General features: G+C 62.5%; 12 protein-coding genes and 1 pseudogene. 9 read left to right on the top strand and 4 right to left on the bottom strand.

Going from position 1 to position 15,557, the window contains the following annotated elements; genetic code table 11:
• Positions 1-13: 13 nt before the first annotated feature.
• Positions 14-1,690 carry a cytochrome c oxidase subunit I gene (gene ctaD / locus F3Y30_RS08360; protein WP_203425993.1) on the bottom strand — a complete coding sequence of 559 codons (1,677 nt, stop codon included), beginning with the start codon at positions 1,688-1,690 and terminating at the stop codon, positions 14-16.
• Between the two features lie 19 nt (positions 1,691-1,709).
• Entirely contained in the window at positions 1,710-2,594 is an 885-nt protein-coding gene (gene coxB, locus F3Y30_RS08355) for a cytochrome c oxidase subunit II (protein ID WP_203425992.1), read from the bottom strand.
• 403 nt (positions 2,595-2,997) lie between these two features.
• Between coxB and F3Y30_RS08350 the strand changes: the two genes are divergently transcribed.
• From F3Y30_RS08350 to F3Y30_RS08340, 3 genes are all read left to right on the top strand, one after another.
• Entirely contained in the window at positions 2,998-3,528 is a 531-nt protein-coding gene (locus tag F3Y30_RS08350) for an invasion associated locus B family protein (RefSeq protein ID WP_203425991.1), read from the top strand.
• 129 nt (positions 3,529-3,657) lie between these two features.
• Positions 3,658-5,073: a metalloprotease TldD gene (gene tldD / locus F3Y30_RS08345; protein WP_203425990.1), complete on the top strand. Its 1,416-nt coding sequence runs from the start codon at positions 3,658-3,660 to the stop codon at positions 5,071-5,073.
• Between the two features lie 521 nt (positions 5,074-5,594).
• Positions 5,595-6,644, top strand: coding sequence for a polysaccharide deacetylase family protein (locus F3Y30_RS08340; protein ID WP_246752912.1), 1,050 nt, complete (start codon positions 5,595-5,597; stop codon positions 6,642-6,644).
• A gap of 9 nt (positions 6,645-6,653) precedes the next feature.
• Here the strand turns inward: F3Y30_RS08340 and pdxH are convergent, their stop codons facing one another.
• Complete coding sequence (gene pdxH, locus F3Y30_RS08335) at positions 6,654-7,274, bottom strand: pyridoxamine 5'-phosphate oxidase (protein WP_203425989.1); 621 nt, start codon at positions 7,272-7,274, stop codon at positions 6,654-6,656.
• A gap of 83 nt (positions 7,275-7,357) precedes the next feature.
• Here pdxH and F3Y30_RS08330 point away from each other — a divergent pair, with 83 nt between their 5' ends.
• The 4 genes from F3Y30_RS08330 to F3Y30_RS08315 all read left to right on the top strand — a co-directional run bounded on the left by F3Y30_RS08330 (position 7,358) and on the right by F3Y30_RS08315 (position 10,527).
• Positions 7,358-7,774 carry an RT0821/Lpp0805 family surface protein gene (locus F3Y30_RS08330; RefSeq protein ID WP_246752911.1) on the top strand — a complete coding sequence of 139 codons (417 nt, stop codon included), beginning with the start codon at positions 7,358-7,360 and terminating at the stop codon, positions 7,772-7,774.
• 163 nt (positions 7,775-7,937) lie between these two features.
• Positions 7,938-8,993, top strand: coding sequence for a DnaJ C-terminal domain-containing protein (locus F3Y30_RS08325; RefSeq protein WP_203425988.1), 1,056 nt, complete (start codon positions 7,938-7,940; stop codon positions 8,991-8,993).
• A gap of 122 nt (positions 8,994-9,115) precedes the next feature.
• The gene (gene fabI / locus F3Y30_RS08320) at positions 9,116-9,934 is read left to right on the top strand and encodes an enoyl-ACP reductase FabI (protein WP_203425987.1); all 819 of its coding nucleotides are present in this window, start codon (positions 9,116-9,118) and stop codon (positions 9,932-9,934) included.
• Positions 9,935-9,945: 11 nt separating this feature from the next.
• Positions 9,946-10,527, top strand: a complete 582-nt coding sequence (locus F3Y30_RS08315; RefSeq protein ID WP_203425986.1) for a histidine phosphatase family protein — start codon at positions 9,946-9,948, stop codon at positions 10,525-10,527.
• A 40-nt stretch (positions 10,528-10,567) separates the two neighbouring features.
• Here the strand turns inward: F3Y30_RS08315 and F3Y30_RS08310 are convergent, their stop codons facing one another.
• Positions 10,568-10,828: a DUF1344 domain-containing protein gene (locus F3Y30_RS08310; protein ID WP_203426532.1), complete on the bottom strand. Its 261-nt coding sequence runs from the start codon at positions 10,826-10,828 to the stop codon at positions 10,568-10,570.
• A 385-nt stretch (positions 10,829-11,213) separates the two neighbouring features.
• On the opposite strand from F3Y30_RS08310, the gene F3Y30_RS08305 reads away from it, so the two are divergent.
• Positions 11,214-14,339, top strand: coding sequence for an EAL domain-containing protein (locus tag F3Y30_RS08305; protein WP_203425985.1), 3,126 nt, complete (start codon positions 11,214-11,216; stop codon positions 14,337-14,339).
• Positions 14,340-14,458: 119 nt separating this feature from the next.
• Positions 14,459-15,555, top strand: a pseudogene (aroC, locus tag F3Y30_RS08300) (chorismate synthase).
• Positions 15,556-15,557 lie beyond the last annotated feature (2 nt).

Raw genomic sequence — 15,557 nt, 5'->3', positions numbered from 1 at the left:
GATTGCGATCTTGTTACTTGATCTTCGGAAGCTGTTCCCACTGGTGGAACGGCGGCGGCGAAGAAAGCTGCCATTCCAGCGTGTTCGCACCTTCGCCCCAGGGGTTGTCGCCAGCAAGGCGCTTGCGCGCAAATGCCTCGAAGACGCCGAAGAGGAAGATCAGTACGCCGATACCAGCGATGTACGAGCCGTAGGACGAAACCTTGTTCCAGCCCGCGAATGCATCCGGGTAGTCAATATACCGACGCGGCATGCCGGCGAGGCCGAGGAAATGCTGCGGGAAGAACACGAGGTTCACGCCCACGAACATGACCCAGAAGTGCAGCTTGCCGATGAACTCCGAGTACATGTAGCCGCTCATCTTCGGGAACCAGTAGTACCAGGCCGCAAAGATTGCGAAGACGGCGCCGAGCGACAGAACGTAGTGGAAGTGTGCAACCACGTAGTAGGTGTCGTGAAGAGCGCGGTCGAGGCCGGCGTTGGCGAGCTGAACGCCCGTGACGCCACCGACGGTGAACAGGAAGATGAAGCCGATCGCCCAGACCATCGGCGTGGTGAAGCGGATCGAGCCACCCCACATCGTCGCGATCCAGGAGAAGATCTTCACGCCCGTCGGGACCGCGATGACCATGGTGGCGAAGACGAAGTAGCGCTGCGTGTCGAGCGACATGCCGACGGTGTACATGTGGTGCGCCCACACGATGAAGCCGACTGCGCCGATGGCGACCATGGCGTAGGCCATGCCGAGGTAGCCGAAGATCGGCTTGCGCGAGAAGGTCGACACGATGTGGCTGACGATGCCGAAGCCGGGCAGGATCAGGATGTACACTTCCGGGTGACCGAAGAACCAGAACAGGTGCTGGAACAGGATCGGGTCGCCGCCGCCTTCAGGCGCGAAGAACGTCGTGCCGAAGTTGCGGTCGGTGAGCAGCATGGTGATGCCGCCTGCCAGAACCGGCAGCGAAAGCAGCAGCAGGAAGGCGGTGATCAGCACGGACCAGGCAAACAGCGGCATCTTGTGCAGCGTCATGCCCGGAGCGCGCATGTTCAGGATCGTGGTGATGAAGTTGATCGCACCGAGGATCGACGACGCGCCGGCGATGTGCAGGCCGAGGATGGCGAAGTCCATCGCGGGTCCTGGCTGACCGGAAGTCGACAATGGCGGATAGATCGTCCAGCCACCGCCCGCGCCGTATGCGCCTGCCGGGCCTTCGACGAACATCGACAGAAGGACGAGCAGGAAGGCCGGAATGATGAGCCAGAACGAGATGTTGTTCATGCGCGGGAAGGCCATGTCCGGCGCGCCGATCATGATCGGCACCATCCAGTTGGCAAAGCCGCCGATGAGCGCCGGCATGACCATGAAGAAGATCATGATCAGTGCGTGCGCGGTGGTGAACACGTTGAACATGTGCTTGCCGCCGTCGATGGCAGCGTCGCCTTCGAAGCCGTAGACCATCTGGGCCAGGCCGTGGAAGATCTGGATCCCCGGCTCCTGGAGTTCGGCGCGCATGAAGATCGAGAGCGTGCCGCCGACGATGCCGGCGATGATCGCGAAGATCAGATAGAGCGTGCCGATGTCCTTGTGGTTCGTGGAAAGGAACCAGCGCTGAAAGAAGGTCAGCGGCTTGTGTTCGTGGTGTTCGTGATGTTCGTGATGAGCATCGCGAGCAGCGGTTGTTCCGGCCATGGATACTACTCCCTTGGAATTACTGCGCGGCGTTTTCAGCGACGGTCACGGACTTTGCCGGACCATCGATGGACGCCATCAAGGCCTTGTTTGCATCGCCAAGATTGGTCGCGGCGGCAGCAAGCCAGGTATCGAACTTCTCCTGCGAGACTACGCGGATGGCGATCGGCATGTAGGCGTGGTCCTTGCCGCAGAGCTCGGAACACTGGCCGTAGAACAGGCCTTCGCGGTCAGCCTTGAACCATGTCTCGTTCATGCGGCCAGGAACGGCGTCGATCTTGACACCGAAGGACGGCATCGCAAAGGCGTGAATCACGTCGGCGCCGGTCACGAGAAGACGGACATGCTTGCCGACGGGAACCACGACCTCGTTGTCGACGGCGAGAAGGCGCGGATAGGTGGCGCGGTCTTCCTTGCCGAGCGACGCACGGTCGGCGTCCTGGAGCAGCAGCGAGTCGAAGGAGACAGGGTTCTCTCCGACCTGATATTCATAACCCCAGTACCACTGGTAGCCGGTCGCCTTCACGGTCAGTTCGGGCTCTTCGGTCGGCGCGAGCTGGGCGGTCAGAAGCTGGAAGGAGGGAATTGCGAGGAGGAGAAGGATAACTACCGGACCGACGGTCCAGATCACTTCGATCAGCGTGTTGTGGCTCGTCTTGGAAGGAACCGGGTTTGCACCTTCACGGAACTTGACCACGACGACGATCAGCAGGAGGAGAACGAAGAGCGTGATCGGGATAATGAACCACAATGTATACTGCTCAAACCAGCGGATCTCTTCCATGATCGAGGTGGCGGCGGGCTGAAGCCCATGCTGCCACGCGACCGGCTGGTCCGCAAAAGCGCTCGAAGCAAAAAGCAGACAGCCGATCGCGGCCAGTACTGCAAAAGCTTTGTTTTTCACAACGTATCTCCCCAAAGCGTTTGATTGGGATCAAACAGACGCAGAATCCCTGCTATACCGTGTGCTTAAAATCACAGTTTCCTCGCCGCCGCAACAGCCATGGGGGTATGCTCATGCGGCATTTTTGCGCAAACACAAGGGTGGCGAAACCGTGGCGGGAATTCGGCGACACCTTATAACATAGGATGTTGCGCCTTTACGAATGTGGCAGAACCCGTCTCCGGCCGACACATGTCCGCATGGTTTTACTCCCGGGCCGGGTCCACATCCACGAAGGGTGATGATACAAGGCATTCTCGGTCCAATTTCCGCCTTGAAGCACTGGAAATGACTGCGCGGGGCTTTTCATTTCAATGACGGCTATTCAAGAATAGCGCGTCTGATTCGAGTTTTTGAGGTTTTCATGGGTTTCGGTTCCCTTCCCCGGCTGTCCAGAGCGGCATGCGGCCTTGCCGCGCTGGCATTTGCGGCAGCGGCGTTCGCACCGGCTGCTTCGGCGCAGCAGCCCGGTACGGTCAAATCGAACCATGGTGCCTGGTCGATCGTCTGCGACCAGCCGGCCGGCGCGACCGGCGAGCAATGCGCCCTGATGCAGAACGTCATCGCGGAGGACCGCCCCGAAGTCGGCCTTTCCGTCGTGGTGCTCAAGACCGCCGACCGCAAAGCGCGCATCCTGCGCGTGCTGGCTCCGCTCGGCGTGCTTCTGCCGAACGGTCTCGGCCTCAACGTCGACGGCAAGGACATCGGCCGCGCCTATTTCGTGCGCTGTTTTGCCGATGGCTGCTACGCCGAAGTGGTGCTGGAAGACGAACTGTTGAAAACCTTCCGTTCGGGCGCCACCGCAACATTCATCGTGTTCCAGTCGCCCGAGGAAGGCATCGGCATACCGGTCGACCTCAAGGGGTTCGGCGAAGGTTACGACGCGCTGCCGTAGGCCCCCTCGCCTATCGACAGAAACCCGGATATCGCAAGCAACACGAAGCGCGTGCAGGTCTAAACTTGCCGAGCGGCTGGCGCATCTCTACATGGGAGGCACCGAAACCATGCATGAGCGGAGCCTGCCATGAACACCGATCTCCTGACCCTTTTCGACGCCGACGAGGCATCGGTGCGCGCGGTGCTGGAGGAGACGCTGGCAAAGGCCGACGACGGCGAGCTCTACCTGGAGCATTCGCAGGCGGAAACGCTGACCTTCGACAATGGCCGGCTGAAGGGCGGCAGCTTCAACACGGACCAGGGCTTCGGGCTTCGTGCCGTCGCCGGCGAGGCGGTCGGCTATGCGCATTCCGGCGAGATGTCCATTTCGGCGCTGAAGCGGGCGTCGGAGGCCGCAAGCGCCGTGACGCGCGGGCACTCGGGTAGCTATGCGGCCGCCCCGCAGGGCACCAACCGCCACCTCTACAGCGCGGACAACCCGATCGGCAGTCCGACCTTCGAGGAGAAGGTGGCTCTATTGACCGAGATCGACGCCTACCTGCGCGACAAGGAGCCGAAGGTTCGCCAGGTCACGGCGTCGGTTGCCGCGAGCTGGCAGGTCGTCAACATCCTGCGCGCCGACGGGCACCGGGTAACCGATATCCGTCCGATGACACGCATCAACATCTCCGTCGTCGCCGGTGAAGGCGACCGCCAGGAGACCGGCAGCTATGGCATCGGTGGACGGCGCAACTTCGGCGCGTTCCTGACGACAGACAGCTGGCAGTACGGCGCCGACGAAGCGCTTCGCCAGGCGCTCGTCAATCTCGAGGCCATCGAAGCGCCCGCCGGCACCATGGATATCGTGCTCGCCTCCGGCTGGCCGGGCGTGATGCTGCACGAAGCCGTGGGCCATGGCCTCGAGGGCGATTTCAACAGAAAGAAGACGTCCGCCTTCGCGGGTCTGCTCGGCGAGCAGGTGGCAGCCAAGGGCGTGACGGTCGTCGACGACGGCACCATCGACAGCCGCCGCGGCTCGATTACCGTCGACGACGAGGGAACGCCTTCCGCCTACAATGTCCTGATCGAGGACGGGAAGCTGGTCGGCTACATGCAGGACCGCCAGAACGCACGCCTCATGGGCATGAAGCCGACGGGCAACGGGCGCAGGCAGGGATATGCCCATACCCCCATGCCGCGCATGACGAATACCTACATGCTCTCGGGCGACAAGACCCCGGACGAAATCATCGGCTCGGTGAAGAAGGGGCTGTATGCCGTTTCCTTCGGCGGCGGCCAGGTGGACATCACCTCCGGCAAGTTCGTGTTCGGATGCACCGAAGCCTATCTGATCGAGGACGGCATCATCGGAGCGCCGGTCAAGGGCGCGATGCTCATCGGCAACGGGCCGGACGCCATGCGGCGCGTAACGATGGTGGGCAACGATTCCAAGCTCGACACGGGGATCGGCAATTGCGGCAAGGGCGGACAATGGGTACCCGTCGGTGTCGGCCAGCCGCACCTGCGCATGGACCAGATCACCGTCGGCGGCACCAAGGCCTGAGACTGCCCTGTTCTCTTAGCTGACCGCCTCGGCGAACAAGGCAATTGTTGCCGGCGTACACCGTGACGCCGCGCAATAGCGTCACGGAACAAAATCGCCCCCATCTCGGTTACGCTTTCGGTTTTCAAGTAAACCAGCGAGCAACACTTGATCCGGGAGGTCGTCATGGGACGCGGTATACTGCTTTGGCTACTGGGAGTTCCGATACCACTCATTATCCTCATATACTTCCTGTTCCGCTGAACGGGATCGTGCGATGGCCGAGGAAGGATCGACAGAGGCGGCCCGCGCGGCCGGATCTTCCCTTCCCGGCCCGGTCGGGCGACCGACGTGGCCCGGGCCGGCCGGGACTGCCTACCGCTTCATTGGCGCGTGAGGCCGGCTTCCAGCGCGGAGAAAGTCGCGGCTTTTGCGCACTTCCACCTTTTTCCATCTTCAGCAAGGATTAACCGTGAGGCATTAGTTTCTCTCGTCGATCGTCTGGGCGTCGTCCGCCCGACGCGAGCGGGAGACTTCGAAACGTGAAGACGGTGCTTCGCCAGTTTGCCCGACAGGCCGCGATCGCGGGCGGGCTGGAGTTTGCACATCTTGCAGGACGCGCCGGCTGGATGACCTCGGCCCGCGGGCGCGGCGCGATCTTCACTCTCCACCATGTGCGTCCCAAAACCGCACATGCGTTCGATCCCAACGCCCATCTCGAAATCACCCCCGAATTCCTCGAGGAAGCGATCGGCAACCTTGCGGCGGAAGGTTATACCTTCGTGCCGCTGGAGGATCTCCTCGACCGACTTGCGGGCGCCGGCGAAACCGAGCGCTTCGCCGCGTTCACGCTCGATGACGGCTACCGCAACAATGCGGTTCATGCCCAACCCGTGTTCACCCGGCACAAGGTGCCGTTCACGGTCTTCGTCACTGGCGGCTTCGCAGCACGAACGCACAGCATATGGTGGGAAACGCTGGCCGAACTTCTGCGCGGCGTCCCGAGCATCGAGTACGAACTCGGCACCGGTCCGGTGACGCTGCCACTGGCGACACCGCACCAGAAGAATGCGGCCTTCCGCCGGATCGCTGCCGCGATCCACGCCAATCCCGACGAGGCCGCGGCCGTCACCGTGCTCGATCGCGTCGCCCGGTCATACGGCATCGATCCGCTGATGATCACGGAGCGGCTCGTGCTGCGGGAGCCTGAGCTCAAGAGCCTGACGATGAACCCGCTGGTAACCCTCGGCGCACACACGATGAGCCACCGCGCCCTGGCGCGACTGACCGAGGAAGGTGCGCGCGGGGAGATGAACCTCTCGGCGGACAGGGTGCAGGAAATCTCGGGCAAGCGACCGATGACCTTCGCCTACCCCTACGGCTTCCCGTCGGCCGTCTCCGGACGCGAACACAGGTTCGCCCATGAGCTGGGCTTCAAGCTCGCGGTCACCACCGAGCCGGGTACGCTGGACCGGCGATCGCTCGAAAATCCGTTCGCGCTCTCGCGCATCTCGCTGAACGGGCTCTACCAGAAGAGCAAGTACGTCTCGGCGCTCGCCTCCGGAATCCCGTTCAAGCTGATGCGCCGATAGACGCTTCTGTCAGGGATACATGCGGACCTTGGTCCATCCCTCGCCGCTTTCCGCCTTGCGAAACTCGATGCGGTCGTGCAGCCGGAACGCCCGATCGTGCCAGAATTCGATCGAGACAGGTACGATGCGGAAGCCCGACCAGTAGGACGGACGGGGAATCTCGCCGATCGCATAGCGTGCCGTGTACTCGGCGACGGCTTTCTCGAGTGCGAAGCGGCTCTCCAGCGGGCGCGACTGTTTCGATGCCCAGGCGCCGATGCGGCTGCCCCGCGGACGGGTCGCGTAGTAGGCGTCGGCCTCCTCGTCGGAAACCACTTCCACGGCGCCGCGGACCCGCACCTGGCGGCGCAACGACTTCCAGTGGAAACACATCGCCGCCTTGCCGGTGTCCAGGATCTCCCTGCCCTTCTGGCTTTCGAAATTCGTGTAGAAGACGAAGCCCTCGGGGCCGAAATCCTTCAGGAGGACCATGCGCACATTGGGCAGGCCCGAGGCGTCGACAGTCGCAAGAGCGACGGCGTTCGGATCGTTCGGTTCGCTGCGGCCCGCGTCTTCGAGCCATGTGCCAAAGAGGGAATAGGGCTCATTCTCGTTGGTGAAGTCACCGCTTGTTAACGCATTTTCGCTCATGATCGAATCCAATAACGTTTCGTGTATCGAATAGGCGGACAGGGTTGGCAGTCATAGCAAAGTCGCGACAGGAGACAACGATATTGTGGAAAGGCCGTGTCGCGGCCGCCGCAATCGTGTTGCCCGTGCTCGCGCTTTCCGGCTGCATGGGCACGGGCCTCGACCTCGCCTCGAGCATGAAGGTCGACAAGGTGGTCAAGACGGGCTCGGTTCCCGGTTTTGCCAAGGACAACGCTTCGGACGAATCGACCGTTCGCAACGCAGTCACCTCCACGGATCTCTCGCGCAACGGGGGCAATCCCATTTCCTGGGCGAACACCGCCTCCGGTAGCGCGGGCGTCATCAGCAGCATCGCGGAGACGCACGAAGAGACCGGCCGGGTATGCCGCGACTTCACCACCACGCGTCACTCCTATCAAGGCATCGCCAAGTTCGCCGGCCGCACCTGCACGACGAACAACGGCGACTGGATGCTTCTGAGCTTCGACCGGCAAGGTTGAAGGTTGTCCCCAATCTCCGCAATTCCCGCGTGATGTCTTGTAACGACTGATTAGGAGGTTGCTGTCACTATCCTGAGAGCAGGAGAACGCCGTGGAACGCCTTCTCCCACAAGGTAGAGGGAGAGGAGACAACCTTTCCTCACGGTCAGAACGGGTGGAAGTAATGCGTGATCCCTATTCGGTACTCGGCCTCAAGCGCAACGCCAACCAGGACGAGATCAAGGCTGCCTGGCGTTCGGTCGCCAAGGCCGTCCACCCGGACCAGAACCAGGACGACCCCTTTGCGACCGTGAGGTTCACGGAAGCGGGCCGCGCCTACGACCTTCTGCGCGATCCGGAAAAGCGCAGCCGCTACGACCGCGCCCAGCGCGAAGCCGAGTTGCGGCGAATGGAGCAGATGCGCCGCCAGCAGTCCGAGCGCAAGGTGCGCGCATCCTCCGACACCACGAAGAACCCGGACGAATCCGCCGAAGACATGATTGCACGGATCTTCGGTGTCGATTCCCGCGGGAACCAGGCATCGCCTCAGGCTCAGGCGCAGCCGCAATCGCAGCCAGGCACGACACGCGCCGAGAAGATCGTCGACCCCAAGCCGGCCGCAAGAACCGCGCCGATGGAGGAGGACGAAAGGCCCGATGGTGCGCCGCCGGCAGCAGGTTCGTACATATTCTCCGCCATCGTACGCCGCATCCGGGCCATGAGGGCAAAGACCGAAAAGGTTCCCGATCTGGTCCGCGAAGTGACAGTCTCGGTGGAGGATCTCTTCGCCCGCGAGAAAGTCACCGTGAATCTCGACGAGGACCGCACGACCAAGCTGTCGCTTGCCCCCGGCATGACTGATGGCCACGTGGTGCGTCTGGCGGATCAGGGCTACCGGGTGGGTGACCTCAAGCGCGGCGATGCGGTGATCACCCTTCGTGTGGCGCCCGGCCGTTTCCGGGCCGAAGGCTTCGACCTGCGCACGGAACTGCCGATCACGATCGAAAATGCGGTCCTCGGCTGCGAGACCACCATTGACGGTCTTGGCGGACGCCTCGCCGTCAGCGTACCCGCCTGGTCGGGATCCGACCGCGTCATCCGCATTGAGGGCGAAGGTCTTCCGGATGGCTCCGGAAACCGCGGCGACCTACTGGTCGAGATACGCCTACTGCTCGGCGAGGAACCCAACAACAAGGTCATCGACCTGATGAGAAGCCTCAAGGAAGGCCTCTATTTGTGACGGTCGAATGAAATAAGCACCCAATGTTACGTGTGCTAACAGTTCCTGAAGCTAGGCAAGCTTGAACAGCCTTGCGGCCTATGCCATAGGCAAAACCTGACGAAAGCATCAGGGGGCATTCCATGGTTCAGGCAACGGGTCTGATGAAGGGCAAGCGCGGCGTCATCATGGGCGTTGCCAATAACCGTTCCATCGCGTGGGGCATCGCAAAGGCGATCCAGGCGCAGGGCGGCGAAGTTGCCCTAACGTATCAGGGCGATGCCCTGAAAAAGCGGGTCGAGCCGCTCGCCGCCGAACTCGGTGGCGTGCTTGCCGGTCATTGCGACGTGAGTGACGAGGCGTCCATCGACGCCGTGTTCGCCAACATCGAGAAGGTGTGGGGCAAGATCGACTTCCTCGTGCACGCCATCGGATTTTCCGACAAGGACGAGCTGACGGGTCGCTACATCGACACCACGCCCGAGAACTTCGCCAAGACCATGCAGATCTCGGTCTATTCGTTCACGGCCGTCGCCAAGCGGGCCGAGAAGCTGATGGCCGATGGCGGCTCGATGCTGACGCTGACCTATTACGGCGCCGAGAAGGTCATGCCCAATTACAACGTCATGGGCGTTGCGAAGGCAGCCCTCGAAGCAAGCGTGAAGTACCTCGCGGTCGATCTCGGCCCCAAGAACATCCGCGTCAACGCCATTTCGGCAGGCCCGATCAAGACGCTTGCAGCTTCCGGCATCGGCGACTTCCGCTACATCCTCAAGTGGAACGAGTACAACGCACCGCTGCGTCGCACCGTGACCATCGAAGAGGTAGGCGATGTCGGCCTCTACATGCTGTCGGACCTGTCGCGCTCGGTCACGGGCGAAGTGCACCACGCCGACAGCGGCTACCATGTCGTCGGCATGAAGGCCGTGGACGCCCCCGATATCTCCGTCATCAAGGACTGAGCACCGGTCCGTTGCTGATCTATCTGATACGCCACGGCCAGACGTCGTGGAACGCCGAGGGCCGGCTTCAGGGACAGAAGGATATCCCGCTCAATACGACCGGTCGCCAGCAGGCGACCGGAAACGGGGTGGCCCTGAAGGCCATTCTCGGTGACACGGCGGAGCGGTTCGACTACGTCAGCAGCCCGCTCGGACGCACCCGCGAAACAATGGAACGCATGCTCGCCGCCATGGGCCGCGACCAGGCGGCCTATCGCACCGACGACCGCCTCGTGGAAGTGTCGTTCGGCGATTGGGAAGGCCACACTCTCAGCGAATTGAGACAGCGTATCCCGGAACGCGTGAAAGAGCGCTCGCGCTCCAAGTGGGACTTCATCCCGCCTGGAGACAATGCCGAGAGCTACGAGATCCTCTCCTGGCGTGTGGGTTCATGGCTGAGGGAGGTAAACCGCCCGACGGTCTGCGTGAGCCATGGCGGGGTGTTCAGGGCAATTTTCAAGTTGCACGGCATGGACCCCGCCGAGGCAGCCGGCATCCCGATACATCAGGACCGCATTCTCAAACTGGACGAGGATGGCCCGCGCTGGCTCTAGAGCCACCGGCGCAGTCCATGCAACAGCTCGCTGGAGCCTGTTACTGGACGATCTCGAGGTCGTTGATGACCCGCTTGCCATCAACTTCCGTATAGAAAACCAGAACTTTCACGCCAGGCTCGAGCCCTTCGAAATTGAACTCTTCCGGAGCCTGGTAGTTCTTGCCGTCATCGAGCGACAGGCTAAGCTTCGACGTGTCGACGCTGGTGATTACGGCTTCCACGTCCGCGCTTTCGGCAAAGGCGGCTATTGGCGAAAGAAATCCAGCGGTCGCCATCAGTGCAGCGATCAGGAAACGCATCTTCGGTACCCTCATGGAAGAATCAGTATTATTTTTAACCACCGCTAGATGCCCCCGAATATGGCAGAATTTGCCTCAACCGATCAAAATTGAGCGCCACGTTCAAGTCCCCAACAGGCTCCTTCCCCGTGTTTCACACGTCTGTGCGATCCATTTGCCGCCGGGCCGACGGCCGGGATGAAGCCCGATCGGCCGTGGGCGGCGATGGTCCGTGCCCGCAATTCAATTTTAATCAAAGGCAAGTAGTCTTCGCATTGCGGACAAGACCTGGGATCATGACGGACCGCGAACTGTAAGGGCAGCGTCGGTCATCAGCATTCCTCGCGACAATGAGGTGCGGGTCCGCCGGGCGGCTCCTTGATCCTTTGAACGGGGAACAGAGTCGTTGGCATTTCCGGCAGGCATCCGACATCGCATTCGCACCGTCGCCGACTGGGCGAGACCTTCCCTCTTCCCCGTACTGATCGCCACCACGGTCATCCTGACCGCCGGCCTCTACAACGAGCGTGAAAGCGAAGAGGTCTATCGCAACGAACTGCGGACCAACGTCGCCAATGAACTCGGACTGGTCAGCGCCCGCCTGCAGGGAAAGATCGACGCCGACGTCGCAGCGATACGCGGGCTCGCCAACCTCTTCTCGGTCTCTCCGGAACGGGCAAGCCAGGAGTTCAATCTTTTCGCGCGCAAGCTGATACTGCAAAACTCGCGTTTCAGACGTATCAGCACGGCACCAGGCGCCATCGTCGCGCAGACCCTCCCCATACTCAGAAACGAGAACTATCCCGGCACCGACTACAACCGGTTCAGTTCGTTCCGCGGTGCGGCTGAGGGTGATAAGTCGACCATCGGCCGCCCCGTAATGATTGGGCCCGTCCAGTTGCCCGATGGACACCGCGGCTTCAACCTTTTCCTCCCGGTGTTCGCAAAGGCCGACGGACGCCCCCGGTTCTGGGGCTACATCGAAGGTGCAATCGACGAGGCAAGGCTTTACAGGGATGCGGGCCTGCTGGGACGCGGCACCATATCGGGACAGAACGGCGTCGGCGACATCGCCCTTTCCATTCGCGATGTCAGCGTGGCCGACAGGGTCCAGGACCCCTTCTTCGGCGATCCCGAGATCTTCCGCGATACGCCGGTCACGAAAGTGATGGAGTTTCCCGGCGGTAGATGGGAGCTTGCGGCAATTCCCCGAGGCGGTTGGCACCGGCCGCCTGAAGGCCTCCTGCAGACGCGCCTCCTCATGGTCGGCGGCGCCATCCTCATCATAGTCCCGATCTTCCTGACCGGCGGTCTCGTCAGCGAACGCCAGCGTAACATCACCCATCTGAAGACGCGAGAGCGGGAAGTTCTGGCACTCTCGCAGCGCCTTGATCTGGCGCTCGCCGCCTCGAAGACCGGAATCTGGGAATACGAGCTCGAAACCGGTCGCCGGATCTGGGACGAGCGCATGTATGCACTGCACGGCCTCCCGCCGGGTCGCACCCCTACCGACGACGAGTGGCGGGCTGTCGTTCATCCGGATGACGTTCCGCCCCCGACCGTTGCCCTTGCCGCGCTGCTGCGCAGCGAACGCCACCATTTCTCGCAGTACCGAGTGATGCTCAAGGACGGATCGGTGCGGCATCTGCGCCATGTCGGCTCGCGGCTCACCTGCCCCGATGGCGGTGAGCGCATGACAGGCATCAGCTGGGACGTGACCCAGGACGTCCTGCTCAACGAAAAGCTGACCGCGGCCAAGGAGCAGTCCGATGTCCAGAACAAGGTTCTGGAGAAACTGACGCGCCGGCTCGAGCTTGCGCTCGACTCCTACCAATGCGGCCTTTGGGAAGCCGATCTCGACGAGGGGCTGACCTACTGGGACAACCGGATGTTCCAGCTCTACGGCCTGCCCAACACAGGCGAGCACGTAACCCACGAGGCCTGGATCAACGCGATCCACCCCGATGACCGGGCGGAAGCCGAAGAGAAGGCCAGCCTCGCCGCTCTCGGCGGATCTCCCTATCGCCGGCAATCGCGGGTTCTGCATAAGGGCGGCAACATTCGCCACGTCAAATCCGTCGGAACCTTGCAGATCGACCGGGACGGCAAGCGCAAATTGGTCGGCCTCGCCTTCGACGTGACCGACGAGGTCAGGAACAATGAAAGGCTGACGGCGGCCAAGGAGCAGGCCGACCGGCAGAACCAGGAACTCGAGCAGGCGAAGAGCCGCATCGAGCACAACGCCCTGCACGATCCGCTGACCGGACTCGGCAACCGCCGCAAGCTCGACGACGAGCTCCACGCGCTTGCCGTTCTCAGCCAGGGGGGAGAGATCGAGATCGGCATCCTGCACATCGACCTCGACCGCTTCAAGCAGATCAACGATACCCTTGGGCATGCTGCCGGCGATGCGCTCCTCGTGCATGCCTCGGAGATCCTGCGCACCTCCGTCCGCCCCGAAGACCTGGTTGCCCGGATAGGCGGCGACGAATTCGTCGTGGTGGTGACCGGCGCGGCCGGACAGGCATACCTGACGGAACTGTCGCTGCGCATCATCGGTCTCATGCAGCAGCCGGTCGACTACAACGGGCACCCATGCCGCTACGGCGTCAGCATCGGAGTGGCCTCAGCCAAGGGGTGGGACGTGGACACGCGCCAGCTCCTCATCAACGCCGACATCGCGCTCTACCGCGCCAAGGCGCTCGGGCGAAGCCGCCACGAATTCTTCTCCGAGGCCCTTCAGCAGGAGATCGTCACCAACAAGCGGATCGCCGACGAAATTCTCGCCGGTATCGAGAACGACGAGTTCATTCCGTACTACCAGCCGCAGATCGAGGCGGGGACACTGAAACTCCTCGGTGCGGAGGCGCTCATCCGCTGGCGCCACCCGCGCGAGGGGCTGCTTACGCCGGACCGTTTCCTGAAGATTGCGGAAGACCTCAACGTCATGGCCACGCTGGACAGGATCATGCTCGAGAAGACGCTGATCGACTGCACCCGCTGGGCAGCGCGCGGGCTGGTCATTCCGAAGATCTCCGTCAATGTCTCGGCAAAGCGCCTTCGCGACGACATGCTGGTCCAGAGCCTCACCGGGCTCGCGATCACGCCCGGGCAGATCTCCTTCGAACTGGTGGAATCGATCTTCCTCGACGAGAGCGACGACGTCGTCCTCAACAACATCCGCCAGATCAAGGAGCTCGGCATAGACATCGAGATCGACGATTTCGGCACGGGCCACACCTCCATCGTCAGCTTGTTGAAGCTCCGGCCGAAGCGCCTGAAGATCGATCGCCAGCTCGTGGCGCCCGTCCTGTCGTCCCGGCACGAACAGGCGCTCGTGCGCTCCATCATCGAGATCGGCCGCTCGCTCGGCATCGAAATCGTGGCCGAAGGCGTGGAAACGATGGAGCATGCCGAAATGCTGAGCGCACTCGGTTGCGATGCCCTGCAGGGCTATGCGTTCGCCAGGCCGCTGGCCGCCGAAGACTTCCTCTCCTTCGGCACGGAAATGTCCTGGAAGCGGGCCTCCTGACGAGGCCCTGCCCTGCCCGTCCCGCCAGTCAACAACAACGGTTCCCTTTGGGCATTCATTGCTCTAAGAAGGCGCCGTGCCTGTAGGCGCACGCCAAGTCCTCACAGTCGGTTGCAGTCATGTCGCACAATACCTTCGGTCACCTCTTCCGCGTCACCACTTGGGGTGAGAGCCACGGCCCGGCGCTCGGCTGCGTCGTGGACGGCTGCCCCCCGGCATCCGGTTTACCCTGGCAGAAGTTCAGGCATGGCTCGACAAGCGCAAGCCCGGACAGTCGCGCTTCGTCACCCAGCGCCGCGAAGATGACCTCGTCAGGATCCTGTCGGGCGTGATGCTCGACGACGACGGCGAGACGATGATCACCACGGGAACGCCCGTGTCCATGATGATCGAGAATACCGACCAGCGCTCCAAGGACTATTCGGAGATCGCCAAGCGCTACCGCCCGGGTCATGCGGACTACACCTACGACGTGAAGTACGGCATTCGCGACTATCGAGGCGGCGGACGCTCCTCCGCCCGCGAAACGGCGGCACGCGTGGCCGCAGGTGCGCTTGCCCGTCGCGTCGTGCCCGGCATGACGGTCCGCGCCGCGCTGGTGCAAATCGGCAAGCACCGTATCAACCGGGACAACTGGGACTGGAACGAGGTCGGCAACAATCCGTTCTTCGCTCCCGATCCGCACATCGTGCCGGTCTGGGAGGACTATCTGGACGGTATCCGCAAGGCGGGATCGTCCGTCGGCGCGGTCGTGGAGGTCGTGGCTGAAGGAGTCCCTGCGGGGATCGGAGCCCCGATCTATGCAAAGCTCGACCAGGACATCGCCGCCAACCTCATGTCGATCAATGCCGTCAAGGGAGTGGAGATCGGCAACGGCTTCGCTGCAGCCGGCATTACCGGCGAGGCCAATGCCGACGAGATGCGTATCGGCCCGGACGGCGAGCCGGTCTTTCTTTCCAACCATGCCGGCGGAATCCTCGGGGGAATCTCGACGGGCCAGCCCGTCATTGCACGTTTTGCCATCAAGCCGACCTCGTCCATCCTGACGGAACGCCGTTCCATCGACAGCGACGGCAACGAGGTCGACGTCCGCACCAAGGGCCGCCACGATCCATGCGTCGGAATCCGGGCCGTGCCGATCGGCGAGGCGATGGTCGCCTGCGCCATTGCGGACCACTATTTGCGCGACCGGGGCCAGACCGGCCGACTGAAGTAAGG

It is taken from the genome of Sinorhizobium sp. BG8, assembly GCF_016864555.1.
Lineage (GTDB): Bacteria > Pseudomonadota > Alphaproteobacteria > Rhizobiales > Rhizobiaceae > BG8.
The sequence above is the reverse complement of the archived record's forward strand: the minus strand, read 5'-3'. Positions and strand labels throughout refer to the sequence as shown.